Consider the following 15633-nt stretch of genomic DNA (forward strand, 5'->3'; position numbering starts at 1 on the left):
GGCTGAGCGTGTGCTGTCGGACTGAAGTCCGACCCACAGGTGTCAGGTGTCGGCCCACATGCGCAGGAGGTTGTGGTAGGTGCCGGTGATGGCCACGGCTTCGTCGCATTCGCCGTGTTTTTCGCGCAGGCGCATCAGCGCCATGTCCAGCTCGAAGAGCAGGCGGCGCTGCTCGTCGCTGCGCACCATGCTTTCGATCCAGAAGAAGCAGGCGATGCGCTGGCCGCGCATGACCGGTGTGACCTGATGGATGCTGGTGCCCGGGTAGAGCACGGCGTGGCCGGCCGGCAGCTTGACGCCGCGGCTGCCGTAGGTGTCCTGCACCTGCAGTTCGCCGCCTTCGTATTCATCCGGATCGGACAGGAACACCGTGCATGACACGTCGGTGCGTACCCGTTCGCCGTTGGCGGTGAAGCGGATGGCGTTGTCCACGTGGGCGCCGTAGAAGGGGGTGTCGCCACCGTAGCGGTTCACCCGTGGGGTGAAGACCTTTTTGGGCAGTGCGGCGGTGAGAAACAGCGGATGCCGTTCGACGCCACGCAGCACCAGTTGGCGGATGGCCGTGGCGGCGTCGCAGTCGTGGGGGAGTTGCTGGTTGTTTTTGACCTGGGCGGCCTGCGGGCCGGCGCTGTCGCGGCCGTCGGCCCACGGGGCATCGGCGAGCAACAGGCGGGCCTGGCGGACTTCGTCGGCGGTGAGGATGTCGGGGATTTGCAGGAGCATGGTGTCGAAGGGGGAAAAGCGCGAGGGGCACGGCTTTGTCGGCCGTGCCCCTCGCGGTTCATCAGAACTTCACGCTGGCGGTTAGGTAGACCGTCCGTCCGACACCCGGCACGTAATGCCCGTTGGCATACAACGAGTCGGCGTAGAACTTGTTGGTGAGGTTGGTCAGGTTGGCCTTGAGGGTCAACTTGTCGGTGATCGCCTCATACTCGGCCATGGCGTCGAAGGTCACGTAGCCGTCGGAGTACAGGCCGACCGGGTTGCGGTTGGGCGTCATCTTGGTACGGGCGTTGGCGCCGCCGCCGACCCGCAGCTTTTCGGTGACCTGATAGGTGCTCCACAGCGAGCCCTGGTGCTTGGGAATCAGCGACGGACGGGTTCCCTTGCCTTCGGCACCTTCTGCGCCCTTGTCGATCTCGGCGTCCCAGATCCACGTGTAGGAGCCGTAGACTTCCCAGCGCGGCGTGATTTTGCCGATCAGGTCGGTTTCAAAGCCGGTGGCGTGGCGCTTGCCGGACAGCACGGCAATGTTGATCAGCGGGTCGGTGTTGCGTTCGTTGAGCTTAACCCCGCGGAAGAGGGCGAAGCGGCTGCTCATGCGGCGGTCGGCGGAGTCGATCTTGGCGCCGAGCTCCATGTTCATGCTCTTCTCGGGCGGCGTGTTAACCGTCTGGGTGCTGTACGAGTAGGTGTCGCCGGAGGTGTTGAACGAGGTGCCGTAGGACAGGTGATAGGAGTGGCGATCACTCGGTTGGTAGAGCACGCCAAAACGCTGGCTTGCCTTGTAGATGGACTGCTGGTAGTTGGTGACGGCGTTGGTGGTCAGGTTGAACTGGTCGTATTGCGCCGACATGCCGTCGTAGCGCAGGCCGGCAAGAACCTTCCAGTGCTCGGCCACCTGGACCAGATCCTGCGCATAGACGCCGGCGGCGATGCTTTCGAACTCGCCGGTTTTGGCAATGACGCGGGACGATTCGTCCACCCAGCCTCCGCCACCGTCACCGATGGTGGTGTTGGGCTTGGTGATGTTGATGCCGCCCTGGGCCGCGTTGCGGGCCCCGCGGACGATCTTCTTTTCCCAGGCGAAATCGGCGCCGGTCAGGACTTCATGTTTGACCCCGAGCGCTTCGAACTTGGTGGACAGGTCGCTCTGGGCGAACAGGTTCTCCATGCTCTGGATCTTGTTCTGCGTGCCGCGGGTGAGCACGGTGGCGTTGCTGAAGTTCTCGCTGGTGACGGCAACGCCGCCGGGCTGGAGTGCTGCGCCGGCGATGCGCACGGTGCTGGCGCGCTGGTCGCGGTTGAAGTCGCCCTTGCGGACCTTGGTGACCAGTTCGGTGTCGGTCGAGAAGCGGTGGGTGTGGCTGAAGCTGGCATAGCCGGCCGAGCCGTGGTTGTAGTCGCTGTTGAGGCCGTAATAGCTCTTCGGGTCCACCGGGATGGTGGTCACGGAGGTGGTCGGCGCAGTGGCACTGGTGCGTACGTACGGCAGGCCGTAGTTGATGCCGTTGTCGTTGTTCAGGTAGAAGAAGCCGACCTCGAACTCGTCGCGGGTGCCGATGCCCCAGCGGTAGTCGGCGGCGAAGCCGTATTTGTCGAGGCTGGTGCCAGCGCCGTTGTTGTCGGCCTGGGTGCGCATGGCGTTGATGCGCAGGGCGGATTCGTCACCGGTCTTGATGTTGATGTCGGCGACCACGCGGCGGTACTGGTGGCTGCCGATGGTCACGTCCACCTGGCTTTCGTCGACCAGTTTGGCCTGCTTGCTGACCTGGTTGACCGCGCCGCCGGTGGAGCCGCGGCCAAAGAGCATGGAGGCGGAGCCGCGCAGCACTTCGATGCGGTCCATGTTGAAGGTGTCGCGGTCGTAGAAGGCCGGGTCGCGCATGCCGTCGATGAACAGGTCGCCCGTGGTGTTGACGGGGAAGCCGCGCAGGCGGATGTCTTCCTCGCCGCCTTCGGCCGCCAGGAAGGTGACGCCGGAGGTCATCTTGAGGGCTTCCTTGACGGTGTCGATCTTGCGGTCATCCATCAGCTTCTCGGTGACCACGGTGACCGACTGGGGAATGTCGCGCAGTTGCTGCTTGCCCTTGCCGATGCGCGTGGTGGTGGTGCGCAGGCTGTCCTTGCCCTGGGGTTCAACTTCGGCGGTGGCTTTGACGACCACGGGCTTGAGGGTCTTGGTGTCGTCGGTAGCCGGGGCCGATGTTTGTGCCCAGGCACCCATCGAGGCGGCGAACATCATGGCGCCGAGGGGGAGCACGGATTTTTCGGCAGCGCTGGTGATGGCGGGAGCGACCTGGGCGGCCGGGGATCGGTGACGGCTGGCTGCCGGGTGGCAGCGACGGATTTTCTTGTGAGCCAAGGGAGCCTCCTGAAATGAATGCGCCCGCTATGCGGGACTGTTGGGATTCACGACCTGAGGCTGGCTGGCTTGGCTAGCGAATGGCTGGCTTGCCCGTAGGATCTGGTAACAATTGTAATGTTAATGAGAGTGATTCGCAATTATATTTTGTGCCATGCCGCAGGCGATTTCGCAGAGGATTTCCCTGTGGGTCGGACTTCAGTCCGACAACACGCGTTCAGACAGCGGAGTCGGACTGAAGTCCGACCCACGGGAATTGCGTCGTCTGGTTCTCAGCGGAAGCCGGCTCGGTCGAAGATCTTTTGTGCTTCGACGACCGTGTCGGCGAGCTTGCCGACGGGCAGGGTGTCGGCCTTGAAGTTGCCGCCCAGGGCTTCGAGGCCGCGGTTGGTGATCTTCACGCCGGTAACCACCGGCCATTCGTTGTTGCCGTTGGCAAAGTAGTTCTGTGCGTCCGGGGAGGCCAGGTATTCAAGGAACTTGACTGCTGCTTCCTTGTGCGGGGCATGCTTGAGCATGCCGCCGCCGGAAACGTTGATGTGGGTGCCGTAGCTGGTCTGGTTGGGCCACACCACGCCGATGCGTTCGACAGCCTTGCGGTCGTCCGGCTTGTCGGACTTGAACATGCGTGCCAGGTAGTAGGAGTTCACCAGCGCCACGCCGCATTCGCCGGCGCCGACGGCCTTGATCTGGTCGGTGTCGCCACCCTTGGGGGCGCGGGCGAAGTTGGCCACCAGGCCCTTGGCCCATTCTTCGGTCTTGGCGGCGCCGATGTGCTGGATCAGCGCGGCGCCGAGGGACAGGCTGTAGGGGTGGCTGCCGGAGCGGGTGCACACCTTGCCCTTGAGGGCCGGGTTGGCGAGGTCTTCGTAGTTGCGAACCTGATCGGGCTTCACGTCGAGCTTGTTGTAGACGATGACGCGGGCGCGGGTCGAGAAGGAGAACCAGCGTTCGGCATGCAGGTGGGCCGGGATGGCGGTCTTGAGGAGTTCGGACTTGACCGGGGCGAACACGCCAGCGGCGTCGGCGGCGGCCAGGCGGGCGGCGTCGACGGTGATGAACACGTCGGCCGGGCTGTTGGCGCCTTCGTTGCGAATGCGTTCGAGGAGCTCGTCTTCCTTGCCCTCGATACGGTTGATCTTGATGCCGGTCTTGGCTGTGAAGTTGCTGTAGAGCGCTTCGTCGGTCTGGTAGTGGCGGGCGGTGTACAGGTTCAGCTCGGTGTCGGCGGCAAAGGTCGGGGCATTCAGCAGGGTAGCGCCGGCGAGGAGGGCGGCCAGGGTTTTCAGCTGGGTCATGATCGGATCCGGAGTGGGCAGAAGATCGAACAATCTTAGCCAGACTTGTTTGTGTTTGCAAATGCTAGTCATTCGCATCTTTGTTTGTGCGGACGTCATCCGGAATAGTTGAGCCCTTGCGGATATCAATGCAGCTATGTGTGACAAAAATCACGGATAGTCGATCTGCATGTGAGGATTTTTTCCTTGTGATGGGCATGATCTGCGCTACCTTTTTTGCATTTCAGCGTGCTGCCCCCGTACGTTTTTGCCGGGTTTGACCCGGTTTCCTCTTTCCGTTTTATTTCAAAACCAAGAGAAAGCACTCACATGACTATTTCCTTTGCTTCCAAGATCCTCCTGCCGCTGGCCCTCACCCTGGCTTCGGGCGTCGCCGGTGCGGCCTGCGTGCCGGTTATCGGTAGTGTCAAGTTGCAGCCTTTGGCTTCCTGTAACGGTCTGGCGCCGGTGGGTGATGTGCCCTTCCTCGGCCAGTGTTTTAGCGTGCAGTTGTCCCTGCTCGGTTTTCCGGTGGCGACGGGCTATGCCGGTCCCACGTCCGAGCCGATCATCGGGGCCACGGGTGTGCCGACGGTGATGCCGGCAGTCATCCCGGTAAGCGCGAGTCTTCCGGTGCCGCGTCAGAGCATCCAGACCGCCCGCAGTGCGGTGTCGCTGGGTAGCGGCGCCAACCGCACGACGCTGTACAGCAATGATGTGATCGTTGCCCAGCTGAAGATCGGTGAGGATGGTCAGCCGGTGCCGGTGGCCGTGACGGAGCAGATCATGATTACCGGTAGCGATGGCAAGGGGGCCTATTCCAAGGTCACCGGCAACCTGACCGTGGCCGGCAACAGCATCGGCATGTCGGCGCCGCTGACGGGCCGGCTGTGCCTGCCCTGAGCAAGGCTGCTGCATCGTTTCCAGAACGCCCCGCAAGGGGCGTTTTTCATGGGGTCAGCGGTTTTCGAGGCGGCTGTAGTCGAGGATGGCGGCTTCCCGGGGGGCAACCTGTCGCCAATGGGCGTGGATGGCGTCGCTGACGGCCCAGAAGCGGGCGTCGGTGCGGCGGATGGCGAAACGCTGGGTGAGGCGCTGCACGTCGTCGTCACTGGCAAGGGTCTGCACGGCGCGCACGAAGCGCGGCAGCTCGTCGGCATCGAGCTGGAAGATCGTGTTGGGATAGGCGCCGACGATGCCATCGAGGGCGATCAGGTTGTCTTCCGCCGGCAGCCGGCGGGTTTCTTCGCGGAACAGTTCGGCGACGTTGCTGTGGGCGCTGTTGCGCAGCACTGACACCACGTGAATGTCGCCGTTGCCGTTCTTCAGGGCCAGCAGGCTTTGTTCGGGCATCAGCGAGGCGGGCTTGCCGGTGAGGGTGCCGAGCTTGCGCAACTGGGCCATCTGTTCGGCGTTGAAGCCGTTGACGGCCAGATCGAGGCGGCGCTCGCGCACCGGCCGGAGGCGCTGGGCGATGGCCTTGTAGAGCTCGCCGAGGGTGTCGGTGCTGCGGTAGCGCACGCCGGTTTCGCCGGGGTAATAGGTGGCGGCGTCGGCGAATTCGCGGATGCGGTCGGGGCGGCCGCGGTACCAGAAGTCGAGCACTTTCTGGCGATCCTTGAGGGGCAGCATGGTGAGGAAATTTTCCTCGCCTTCCATGCGCAGGAAGTCCATGTAGAGGCGTGTGGCGAGTTGGTGTCCGCCGTTGCCATAGACATCGAAGCCGCCCACCAGCAGGTAGTGCATGCGTTCAAACAGCGGGTAGCCCATCAGCAGTACCGTTTGCGGGCGCTCGCCGGCGAGGCCGCGGATGACCGAGGCGCTGTCGAAGTGGCGGAAGACGGTGAGGCCGGCGGTGGGGTTGCGGCCGTCGCCGTCCCACAGGTCGGTGACACGGGGCTGGATCTTGCCGACCCGGGCCATGTAGTCGGCCTTGCTCTGCAGGTATTGCTTTTCGGCCCTGGCATATTTGCGCCAGGCGAAAATGCCGGTGCTGCTGTCGTCCTCGGCGGGCATGCGCAGATTGGGCTGGGTGGCGTCGAGCAGGCCCTGGGTGCTGTTCTGGACTTCGCTTTCGGGCGCGTAGAAGAGCACCCAGAAGTGGTCGGTAATGACGTTGAGGGCCACCTGCCCGCGGCACACCGGACCTTTCATGAAGCCCATCAGGGTGAACTGGGCGTCGTCGAGCATGAAGCGGTAACGGGCATCGACCGGCAGTTCGCGGAAGGCCCGGAAGGGGTTGGTGGCGGTCTTCGGGTCGTAGCCGGGCAGGGCGGTGACGACAATCGGGGCATCGAAGAACCACTGGCGCAGGCGCGCCAGCCGGGCCGGGTCGAGGGCCAGCGGCATGTAGGTCTTGGCAACCGCCGTCTCTTCGGTGGGACGCAGGCGGTAATACACCCGCGCCACACCGGGGTCGTCGTAGGGGCGCCGGGTGGCGATCACGTCGATGGGCTGGCCGGGGGCGGTGCGGCTGCGGACCAGTTCAAAACGGTAGTCGGGCTGCTCGTCGAAATACAGGTGGCCGATGTACCAGTGTTCAAAGATGTAGCGGGCGGCGAGTTGATCCTTGAACGTATTGCCGTTGAGCAGACGCTCCCATTCCACGACCCGGGCCTGCACGGTAGCCGGAGGGGCGGGCCGTGGTGTGTAGGGTGCGCCGGCTTCGATCCAGCGGGCGAGGAGGTCGTGATCGTTTTCGCTGAGGGCCGGCAGCCCGTAGGGCATGCCCCATTCAGGATGTTCGGCGGTGAAGTCGTCCATGCCTTCGACTTTGGTACAGCTTTGTGTGCGGTCGAGGGAGAAGTCGAATTTCTGCTTGGGCAGGGCTCCTTCGGTGGGGCCGGGGTTTTGTCGCTTGAGGGCCAGGATGCGGTACAGCACGCTGGCGTCGCGGTTGGCCTGCGGCGTGGCGCTGCGTTCGTTGAGAACCGGGTGAAAGCCCTTGTCGCGCCATTCCAGGTTGCTGTGGGCATCGAAGCCGAGGCGTGTCAGGTTGGCGGCCATCAGACGGGTGGCCACATAGATTTGCTCGGGGTTGGCGCCACGGGTGATGCCGTCGTAGCGGGTCAGCTTGAGCTGGCAGGGGGCATCGTAGCAGGCGTGGCAGGAGACGCAACGGCGGTCGAGGATGGGCCGCACTTGCGTCCAGTAGTCGGGAGCCGGGGCGACTGGCGGCGACGCCTTGTCGTAGCGGGCCGGGTCCGGCGGCCCGAGGCGCTCGTCCAGTTGGTGGGTGGCGATGAGGGTGCTGCAGCCACCGAGGACCAGCAGGAAGATCAGGTAGTGAAGGGCGCGCATCAAGCCACCGGGGCAGGGATCTGAGGGTCGGCGGATTGTGCAGGAAATCTGCCCATGTCATGGGCAAATTCCATCCCGGCGATGACTCGCCGGGATGCCTGGAGCAGGACTTTCGCCCTCAGGCGAAGGTGTCGCCCATCAGGTTGTTGAACCACACGAACATGTCGTCGTAGTTGTCGCGGGTGGCCGAGCTGGCTTCGCCGGCGGCACCGGGCACGGCCTTCATGGTGCCGGTGGCGCTGTCGTAGCCGAACACCACGGTGAGCCACGAGGCGGTGCTGGCGGTGATCGGCGAGTAGCAGGCCGAGTTGGTGACGGGCTCCGGGTCGGGCGAGCCGCCGGCCAGGATGCGCAGGATGGCATCGGCGCAGACCTTGGCTTCGGCATTGGCGATGTGGCCGGCCTTGGGCTGCGTGGAGCCGTTGGCGTCGCCGATGATGTGGATGCCGGCGAGGGCGGTGGATTCGTAGCTGCGCACATCCACGCCGGCCCAGCGGCCGTTGACGTTGGCCAGCCCTGCCGTGTTGCTGACGATGGTGCCGGCGCGCTGGGGCGGTATCGGATTGAGCACGTCGCCGCGGATCAGGCCGGCGCTGGTGTCGAGGGTTTGCGTCGACGGATCGATGCTGTTGATGGTGACGCCGCTGTGATATTCGATGACGCCGGCGTGGGTGAAGTTGAAGGCCGTTTCGAAGGTGGCGGGTTCGGCGGCGATGGAGGCGTTGGCATCCAGCACGATGACTTTGGCGCCGGCCTTGCGGGTCTTCAGGTAGTCGGCGACCATGCAGGCCCGCTCGTAGGGGCCGGGCGGGCAGCGGTAGGGGGTCTTCGGAATGGTCATCACGAACACGCCGCCGGCGTTCATGCCGGCAATCTGTTGCTGCAGGGTGACGGTCTGCGGCCCGGCCTGCCAGGCGTGGACGATGCGGTCGCCGGCGCTTTCGAGGCCCGGCAGAGTGTCGAAGGCGATGCCGGGGGCAAGAATCAGGCGGTCGTAGGGCAGGCTGCTGTTGTCGGCGAGGTGCACCCGCTTGCCGGCGGGGTCGATCTCGGCCACGTTGCCGTACACCACCTTGACGCCGTAGACGCTGCTCAGCTTGTCGTGGGTGTAGGCCAGGCTGGCCATGCTGCGCTGGCCGGTGAGCACCAGGTTGGAGAGGATGTTGGACTGGTACTGGCGGTCGCGTTCGATGAGGGTCACGTCGAGCCCGCTGCCACCCCACAAGCGCAGAAACTTGGCTGCCGTCGCGCCAGCCATGCCGCCGCCCACCACGATAACCCGGCCGCTGGCGCTTGATGTCGGTATCGTAGGGCTGACCGCGCCGGTTCCGCCGGTGCCGGTGCTGGTGTCCGAGCTGCTGCCCCCACCGCCTCCGCCACATCCATTGAGCAGCATGCCAAGGGTGCCCGAGCCGAGCAGGGTGATGAATTTGCGTCTGTCGATCATGTCGGGCTCCTAGCGCTGGGCGGCAAAGTAGGTGGCGATGGCACGCAGCTGCGTGTCGGTGTAGCCGCGGGCGTGGACTTTCATGATGTCGTTGCCGACCGTCTTGCCCTGCATCTCCTTCAGTTCGGAATAGATCTCCGACGAGGAGGCGCCGGCCAGCCGGTCGAAGCCGCTGACGCTGGGCCGGCCGTTGGTGCCGTGGCACTGGAAGCAGTTGGATGCGAGCAGGCGCCCGCTGTCGGCGCTCTGGGCGAAAGCCGGCCCGCCAAACAGCATGAGCGCTGCCAGACAGGCGGATGTTTTCTTGATCATGGGTTTCTCCTCCGGATGGATGTGGTGCTGGAGGAGGACTTTCGGTGCGTAGCCTTAAGTGCCCATTAAGAGCTGCGCGCGGTTTCGCTTTGTCGTGACATGTAGCGCACGTCGCTGCCGTAGCCGGCGAGTCGGGCGTCGAGGGCCGGCGTGGTGAGGGCGGCCCGGAAGCCGTGGCCTTCCCACCAGGGGGCGGAGCCCTGGATGGCGATCAGGCTGGCGCGACCGATGCCGGACTCGGTCAGTGCAGTCAGAAAGGCTTTTACGAGGGCCTGGCTGGCGCCACTGCCGCGGGCCGCGGGATCGACGGCCAGGTCATGCAGGTAGAGCGTGTCGGGCTCCTCCGGCAGCACGCAGTCGGGGGCGTCCAGGTGAGGCGGGTGGTCGAAGCGCCAGGGCAGGGCGAGCAGGTAGGCGATGACGTCACCTGCTCGCTGGGCGACGAAGCAGGTGGCCGGAGACGCCGCCAGTTTGGCGCCCATCGATTGTGCCGACTCGGGGACGATGGCCGTGTAGCAACGGCTCTGGATACGCAGGATGGCCGGGAGGTCGGCGTTGCAGGCAGGGTGGATCGACAGGGTGGACAAGGGATTGCGGGGCAAGGACTGGAGCCCCGATTATCGTCGATCCGGCGCTGGCTTACTGCCCCCGGCGGGTTTCGAGGAAGGTCCGGAGGGTCCAGATGGCGGCCGGAGAAAGCACGTCCTGCCAGGCCGGCATGTGCACCACGCCGACCCGGACCTTGCCCTGCTGAACCGATTTCAGGAAGAAATCGTCGTTGTCCTCGACGCACAGGCGCTGTACGGCCGGGTCGGTGATGCGCCGGCAGGCGCGGTCCATTTTGGTGAGATCGGGCCCCACCTGCCCCTTGTTGACTGCGTCAATGCCGTGGCAGCGGGCGCAGGCCTGGTTGAAGGCTGTGCGGCCGATGTCGGCGGCGCGGGCATTGCCCCGGTAGGGATTGCTGGCTGGGTTGCCGCTAAGGGTAGCGAGTCCGGAGGTGTCGACTTTGACGTTGGGGTCGGCGACTTCGACGGCGTGCAGCGGGCTCGTGGTGGCAAACAGCGCGAAGGCGCAGGTGAGAAGGCGAGCGGCCATGGGGGTCACCAGTCGGTGGGGCAGCCGGTGCAGCCCTCGAAAGAAGCGTCCGGAAAAATCGTGTAGCGCAGAAAGGCGCCTTCCAGATTGGCGTTCTGCAGGTTGGTGGTGTTGAACTTGGTTTCCTGCAGGTTGGCGTTGCTGAGCCGGGCACCGACGAACCACGAGAAGGCGGCCTTGGCGGCTTCCAGGTTGGCGGCGCTGAGGTCGGCACCGCTGAAGTCGGCGCGCATGATGCGGGCAAACTCCAGGTCGGCGCCGACCATCTTCGCATTGCGAAACGAGGCACCGGGGGCGTTGGCCTTGGCAAGGCGGGCACCGGTTAGGTCGGCGCCGTCGAAGATCGCCCCGGCCAGGTTGGCGGCGCGCAGGTCGACGCGGGCCAGATTGGCGCCGGTGAAGTCGGCGCCGGCCAGATCGCGGGCCGACAGATCCACGTGGCGCAGGTCGACACCCTGACAGCGGGCGTGGGGCCAGATGCCGCAGGTGCCGAATACCAGGGGTTCTTCCGGCGATCCGGCGGCATGGCTGGCACCGGGGGCGGCAAGCAGCAGGGCCAGCGCCACTGCGGGCAGTGAAGGTGAAAGGAGCATCGGGATAGCCTTGAAAAAAGCCTCCGGGCCAGCCGGAGAAACATCCGGCCCGGAGGAGCACGCACGCGGGTTTAGCGGGAGACCTTGGGCAGCTTGAAGGCCCAGAAGGACCCACCCTGGGTGACCTGCTTGGTCAGGTCGGCCATGTCGCCGCCCCACAGGGGCACCGCGCCGCCGTAGCCGGACGAGATGCCGACGTACTGCTCGCCGTCCATTTCCCAGGTGATTGGCACGGAAACGATGCCGGAGCCGGTCTGGAACTTCCACAGCTCCTTGCCGGTTTTGGCGTCGAAGGCCTTGATGAAGCCGTCGGAGGTGCCGGTGAAGATCAGGTTGCCGGCGGTGGTCATGGTGCCTGCCCACAGCGGGAACTTCTCCTTGTTCTCCCACACGATCTTGCCGGTCTTCGGGTCGATGGCGCGCAGGGTGCCGACGTGGTCGTCGAACAGGCGCTTGATGCGGAAGCCCTGGCCCAGGTAGGCGGAGCCGGCCTTGTAGGTCAGGTGTTCGCTCCAGTAGTCCATGGCCCAGTGGTTGGCCGGAATGTAGAACAGGCCGGTATCCGGGCTGTAGGACATGGGCATCCAGTTGGTGCCGCCCAGGAAAGGCGGGGAAACAAAGACCGAGTCGCCCTTGTCGGCGCCGGCCTTGGCTTCGGGCGGACGGTTGCCGGTTTCGATGGGCTTGCCGGTGGTCAGATCGAAGCCCTTGGCCCAGGTGACGCCGTCCACGAAGGGCCAGGCGCCGATCAGGGAGGTCGGCTTGTTGGGGTAACCGGCGCCGGTGGCGAGTTTTTCGCGATCGGTGACGAAGAAGAAGCCGTTGCGGTCGGCGTGGGCGGAGGCCTTGACCTGCTTGCCGGTCTTCGGGTCCTTGTATTCGAAGAGCACCACCGAGTTGTTGCCGGAGAAGTCCCAGGCGTCGTTGGGGGTGTGCTGGAAGAAACCCTTCAGTTCGCCGGTGCTGGCGTCCACGTAAGCCTGGCCGGAGGTGAACAGGCTTTCCCAGTTGCGGGGGTCGTCACCGGGTTTGGTGCGCTTCCAGGTGTTCCACGGGGCCGGGTTGCCGGTGCCGATGACCACCATGTTCTTCTCGATGTCGAAGCTGGCGGTCTGCCACGGGGCGCCGCCGCCGTGGTGCCAGGCTTCGGTCGGCTTGCCGTCCTCGCCCTTCGGCCATGAGGGCGCATTGGCGTCGCCGGTGACGGTGCTGTCCTTGCCGTTCAGGCGGCCCATGTGGCCTTCGACCATCGGGCGGGCCCAGACTTCTTCGCCGGTTTCCGGGTCGCGGGCAAACAGCCAGCCGACCACGCCGAATTCGTCGCCCGATGAGCCGTGCACCAGCAGCACCCGGCCGGACTTCTGGTCCTGGACGATGAAGGGCGCGCCGGACATGGTGTAGCCAACCTTGTGGTCGCCCCATTTCTTGTTCCACACCACTTTGCCGGTGTTCTTGTTGAGGGCCACCATGCCGGCGTCGAGGGTGCCGAAGTACACTTTGTCGCCGTAGATGGCGGCGCCCCGGTTTACCACGTCACAGCACGGGCGGATGTCTTCCGGCAAGCGGTGCTCGTATTGCCACAGACGTTTGCCGGTGCGCCCGTCGATGGCATACATGCGCGAGTAGGAGCCGGTCACGTAGATCACGCCGTCCTGCACCAGAGCCTGGCTTTCCTGGCCGCGCTGCTTTTCGCCGCCAAACGAGAAGCTCCAGGCGGGCACCAGACCGGCGACGTTCTTCGTGTTCACCGTCTTCAGGGGGCTGTGGCGCTGGGCCTTCAGGCCGATGCCGTAGGACAGTACATCGCCGGGGGTCTTGTCGTCGTTCTTGATGTCGTCCCAGGTGACGTTAGTGCCGGCAGCCTGGGCGCCCAGGCTGAAAGTCCCCGCAAGGGCGATGGCCAGCAGGCCGGGCTTGAGATTGATACGTCTGGGTTGCATGGTGCTTTTGTCTCCGGATGGTTTTGATTTGACGTGATGCAGTATGGAAGGCGCCTCCCGGCGCTGTCGTGGGAAGGGTGCCCGCACAAGGCGGGAACTTTTCCCGGCCTATTCAGGAGTTGGCACATGCCTTGCTGATAGCTACCCACAAATAAATAGAAGGAGACGCAAAGTGGATTTGCGCTGGAGGCTGTTCGGGTATGTGCTGGGCTTTGCACTGGCGCTGGTGGCGGCCGCTGCCGCATGGGTCGGTCTGGCCTTGCGGGAGGATGTGGCGGAGGAAATGGAGGCCTCCACCCGTCTCGTGAATGTCATGCTGGCGGTGAGTGCGGCGCCCGAGTCCCGGGCGCATGAACTGCAGGTTCTTCTCGAAAGTGGTCAGTTGCGACACGTTGCTGTATTTGTGGAGCGCTCCAGTCTGGAGCAGGGTGTAACGCCGGCTGCCAGCGGTCCGCTCGCTACCCTGGTCGATTACCTGCTCGAAGGGCGCCAGATTCATGAGCGGCGTATCCCGATGGGGAGCAGCACGCTGGTGATTCGTGCCGATGCCCGTGCTGAAATCCACGAGGTATTGCGGGACGGGGCCCGCATCATCGTGACGCTGGTGGTGTTCTCCCTCGGCATGGCGGTGCTTGCCTGGCTGGCGGCGCACCGGGCCTTGAAGCCGGTACGCGAGCTGGAGCAGGGGCTGGCGCGTATCGGTCGCGGCGAGGCCCGGGTCAGTCTGCCGCCCTTTCAGCTCAAGGAATTTGCGAGCATCGCCGGTGCCATCGAACGGCTTTCGGAAGAACTGGCCGAATCCCGGGCTGCCCAGCAGAAGCTGGCGCGGCAGCTGCTCGAATTGCAGGAAACCGAACGCCGGGAGCTGGCACGGGAGTTGCACGATGAATTCGGTCAAGCCTTGACCGCCGTCAATATTTCCGCCGCATACATTGAGCGTCATGCCGGTCGGGCTTCGCCGGAGAATTTGAAGGAAAGTGCCCGTGACATAGGCAGGGAATCCACCCGCATGATTGGCCAGGTGCGCACCCTGTTGTCCCAGTTGCGTCCCCACGGCCTCGAAGGCCTGCAGATGGTGGATGCGCTGAACGACCTGGTGAGCGGTTGGCGCGGGCGGATGCCGGAGATGGGAATCGAGACGGAGTTTCCGCCAACCTTGCCGGTGCTGCCGCCCCTGGCTGGCCTGGCTTTGTACCGGACCCTGCAGGAGGCGCTGACCAATGTGCTGCGTCACAGTGTGGCCAGCCGGGTCCGTCTGTCCCTGCAGGAGTGTGGGCGGATGCTCGAGTTGACGGTGTGCGACAACGGCGTCGGTCAGGCTGCGGATGTGGTTCCGCGTTCCCGCGGCGGCCTGCTGGGCATGCGCGAGCGGGCTGAGATGGCCGGTGGGCATTGCTGGCTGGCGGATGCCCCGGGCGGTGGCCTGCAGGTGCGCTTGAGTTTGCCCCTGGCGCAGGGCTAGCTTGAAAGGCAGGCGCTAGACATGATTCGTATCCTGCTGGTGGAAGATCACGCGGTGGTTCGCAATGGCTACCGGCGTCTCCTCGATGCGGAGGAGGGGCTGGTCGTGGTGGGCGAGGCGGCCTCTGCCGACGAAGCTTATGCCCGCCTCGTTGCGGGCGGCATTGACCTGGCCGTGGTGGACATGAGCTTGCGCGGCAGTAGTGGCATCGATGCCATCCGCCGCATGCTGGCGCGGGAGCCCGGTCTGCGGGTGCTGGTGATTTCCATGCATGACAACCCCAGCTACGTCACCCAGGCCATGCGCGTCGGGGCGCTGGGTTATTTGACCAAAAATAGCGAGCCGGCGGAGATGATTGATGCGATCCGTGCTGTGGCTCTTGGCAAGCGGGTGCTCTCGCCGGATGTGGCTCAGGCTCTGGCCGGGGCGGCGCTCGACGGTGAAGGGTTGATGTCGCGGCTGACACCGCGGGAGTTCGACGTGCTGCGCCTGGCGGTGAGTGGCGAGTCGACGGGCAGCATCGCCAGCACCATGCATCTTAGCCAGAAAACGATTCACAACCACATGACCGCGATTCGGCAGAAGCTGGATGCGGACAACGATTTCAAGCTGCTGCGGCTGGCCGCGCGCTACGGGCTGATCGAATGGTCGGCGCAAGGGGCGTGACAGTCGGCAGGCAGACTGGAAGCATTTTTTAGCCAAGGAGAAACATAATGAACGCCTTACGCAATGCCGTTCTGCTGGCGGGGCTGGCCCTGCTGGCCACCTCCGCTTCGGCGGCGACCGCTGACGACATGAAGGCCCTCGCCTCGAAGAGCGGCTGTCTGACCTGCCATGCCATCGAATCCGGCACGCCGGGCCCCAACGGGCTGGCGCCCATCGGCCCCGCCTGGCAGGACGTCGCCAAGCTCTACAAGGGCAAGCCGGGGGCCGATGTGTTCCTGACCCGCGTCGTGCTGGAAGGCTCCAATCCTTACGGCAGCCACTGGAAGGACCAGGTCAGCGGTCTGGCCATGCCCCCCAACAAGGTCGCCATCAAGGAAGCCGACGCCAAGAAACTGGTGAAGTGGATCCTGACCCTGGCGCCCAAGTAAGTACCGGCGGCCGCGGCCGCGCAAT

General features: G+C 64.9%; 14 protein-coding genes. 4 read left to right on the forward strand and 10 right to left on the reverse strand.

Going from position 1 to position 15633, the window contains the following annotated elements; translation table 11 throughout:
* Window positions 1-42: 42 nt before the first annotated feature.
* The 3 genes from ETQ85_RS15210 to ETQ85_RS15220 all read right to left on the reverse strand — a co-directional run bounded on the left by ETQ85_RS15210 (window position 43) and on the right by ETQ85_RS15220 (window position 4383).
* The gene (locus ETQ85_RS15210) at window positions 43-723 is read right to left on the reverse strand and encodes a Fe2+-dependent dioxygenase (protein WP_148579924.1); all 681 of its coding nucleotides are present in this window, start codon (window positions 721-723) and stop codon (window positions 43-45) included.
* A 61-nt stretch (window positions 724-784) separates the two neighbouring features.
* A complete protein-coding gene (locus tag ETQ85_RS15215) occupies window positions 785-3085 on the reverse strand; it encodes a TonB-dependent receptor (protein WP_222862185.1) in 2301 nt (766 codons plus the stop codon).
* A 272-nt stretch (window positions 3086-3357) separates the two neighbouring features.
* Complete coding sequence (locus ETQ85_RS15220; RefSeq protein WP_148579925.1) at window positions 3358-4383, reverse strand: extracellular solute-binding protein; 1026 nt, start codon at window positions 4381-4383, stop codon at window positions 3358-3360.
* Between the two features lie 309 nt (window positions 4384-4692).
* Here ETQ85_RS15220 and ETQ85_RS15225 point away from each other — a divergent pair, with 309 nt between their 5' ends.
* Window positions 4693-5265 (forward strand): hypothetical protein, encoded by a 573-nt coding sequence (locus ETQ85_RS15225; protein WP_148579926.1) that lies wholly within the window; start codon window positions 4693-4695, stop codon window positions 5263-5265.
* A gap of 54 nt (window positions 5266-5319) precedes the next feature.
* On the opposite strand, the gene ETQ85_RS15230 is transcribed toward ETQ85_RS15225, so the two are convergent.
* From ETQ85_RS15230 to ETQ85_RS15260, 7 genes are all read right to left on the reverse strand, one after another.
* Complete coding sequence (locus ETQ85_RS15230; RefSeq protein WP_148579927.1) at window positions 5320-7662, reverse strand: fatty acid cis/trans isomerase; 2343 nt, start codon at window positions 7660-7662, stop codon at window positions 5320-5322.
* A 118-nt stretch (window positions 7663-7780) separates the two neighbouring features.
* Window positions 7781-9109, reverse strand: coding sequence for an NAD(P)/FAD-dependent oxidoreductase (locus ETQ85_RS15235; protein WP_222862186.1), 1329 nt, complete (start codon window positions 9107-9109; stop codon window positions 7781-7783).
* Between the two features lie 9 nt (window positions 9110-9118).
* On the reverse strand, window positions 9119-9421 hold the full coding sequence (locus ETQ85_RS15240; protein ID WP_148579928.1) for a c-type cytochrome: 303 nt from the start codon (window positions 9419-9421) through the stop codon (window positions 9119-9121).
* Between the two features lie 65 nt (window positions 9422-9486).
* Window positions 9487-10023 carry a GNAT family N-acetyltransferase gene (locus tag ETQ85_RS15245; protein ID WP_148579929.1) on the reverse strand — a complete coding sequence of 179 codons (537 nt, stop codon included), beginning with the start codon at window positions 10021-10023 and terminating at the stop codon, window positions 9487-9489.
* 37 nt (window positions 10024-10060) lie between these two features.
* The gene (locus tag ETQ85_RS15250; protein WP_148579930.1) at window positions 10061-10519 is read right to left on the reverse strand and encodes a c-type cytochrome; all 459 of its coding nucleotides are present in this window, start codon (window positions 10517-10519) and stop codon (window positions 10061-10063) included.
* Window positions 10520-10524: 5 nt separating this feature from the next.
* Complete coding sequence (locus tag ETQ85_RS15255; RefSeq protein ID WP_148579931.1) at window positions 10525-11112, reverse strand: pentapeptide repeat-containing protein; 588 nt, start codon at window positions 11110-11112, stop codon at window positions 10525-10527.
* Window positions 11113-11183: 71 nt separating this feature from the next.
* A complete protein-coding gene (locus ETQ85_RS15260) occupies window positions 11184-13052 on the reverse strand; it encodes a methanol/ethanol family PQQ-dependent dehydrogenase (protein ID WP_148579932.1) in 1869 nt (622 codons plus the stop codon).
* Between the two features lie 172 nt (window positions 13053-13224).
* Here ETQ85_RS15260 and ETQ85_RS15265 point away from each other — a divergent pair, with 172 nt between their 5' ends.
* Genes ETQ85_RS15265 through ETQ85_RS15275 form a run of 3 tightly spaced genes read left to right on the forward strand, consistent with a single transcriptional unit; the run spans window position 13225 to window position 15608 of the window.
* Complete coding sequence (locus ETQ85_RS15265; RefSeq protein ID WP_148579933.1) at window positions 13225-14514, forward strand: sensor histidine kinase; 1290 nt, start codon at window positions 13225-13227, stop codon at window positions 14512-14514.
* A gap of 21 nt (window positions 14515-14535) precedes the next feature.
* A complete protein-coding gene (locus ETQ85_RS15270; protein WP_187394729.1) occupies window positions 14536-15180 on the forward strand; it encodes a response regulator in 645 nt (214 codons plus the stop codon).
* A gap of 47 nt (window positions 15181-15227) precedes the next feature.
* Window positions 15228-15608 carry a c-type cytochrome gene (locus tag ETQ85_RS15275; protein WP_148579934.1) on the forward strand — a complete coding sequence of 127 codons (381 nt, stop codon included), beginning with the start codon at window positions 15228-15230 and terminating at the stop codon, window positions 15606-15608.
* Window positions 15609-15633 lie beyond the last annotated feature (25 nt).

Origin of the sequence: Zoogloea oleivorans, assembly GCF_008107625.1 — a bacterium.
In the GTDB taxonomy this organism is placed as follows: domain Bacteria; phylum Pseudomonadota; class Gammaproteobacteria; order Burkholderiales; family Rhodocyclaceae; genus Zoogloea; species Zoogloea oleivorans.

Coding starts and splice junctions, on each gene's coding strand:
- ETQ85_RS15260 (WP_148579932.1), bottom strand. CDS start 13,052: ATGCAACCCAGACGTATCAATCTCAAGCCCGGCCTGCTGGCCATCGCC.
- ETQ85_RS15235 (WP_222862186.1), bottom strand. CDS start 9,109: ATGATCGACAGACGCAAATTCATCACCCTGCTCGGCTCGGGCACCCTT.
- ETQ85_RS15210 (WP_148579924.1), bottom strand. CDS start 723: ATGCTCCTGCAAATCCCCGACATCCTCACCGCCGACGAAGTCCGCCAG.
- ETQ85_RS15275 (WP_148579934.1), top strand. CDS start 15,228: ATGAACGCCTTACGCAATGCCGTTCTGCTGGCGGGGCTGGCCCTGCTG.
- ETQ85_RS15230 (WP_148579927.1), bottom strand. CDS start 7,662: ATGCGCGCCCTTCACTACCTGATCTTCCTGCTGGTCCTCGGTGGCTGC.
- ETQ85_RS15220 (WP_148579925.1), bottom strand. CDS start 4,383: ATGACCCAGCTGAAAACCCTGGCCGCCCTCCTCGCCGGCGCTACCCTG.
- ETQ85_RS15250 (WP_148579930.1), bottom strand. CDS start 10,519: ATGGCCGCTCGCCTTCTCACCTGCGCCTTCGCGCTGTTTGCCACCACG.
- ETQ85_RS15270 (WP_187394729.1), top strand. CDS start 14,536: ATGATTCGTATCCTGCTGGTGGAAGATCACGCGGTGGTTCGCAATGGC.
- ETQ85_RS15255 (WP_148579931.1), bottom strand. CDS start 11,112: ATGCTCCTTTCACCTTCACTGCCCGCAGTGGCGCTGGCCCTGCTGCTT.
- ETQ85_RS15225 (WP_148579926.1), top strand. CDS start 4,693: ATGACTATTTCCTTTGCTTCCAAGATCCTCCTGCCGCTGGCCCTCACC.
- ETQ85_RS15240 (WP_148579928.1), bottom strand. CDS start 9,421: ATGATCAAGAAAACATCCGCCTGTCTGGCAGCGCTCATGCTGTTTGGC.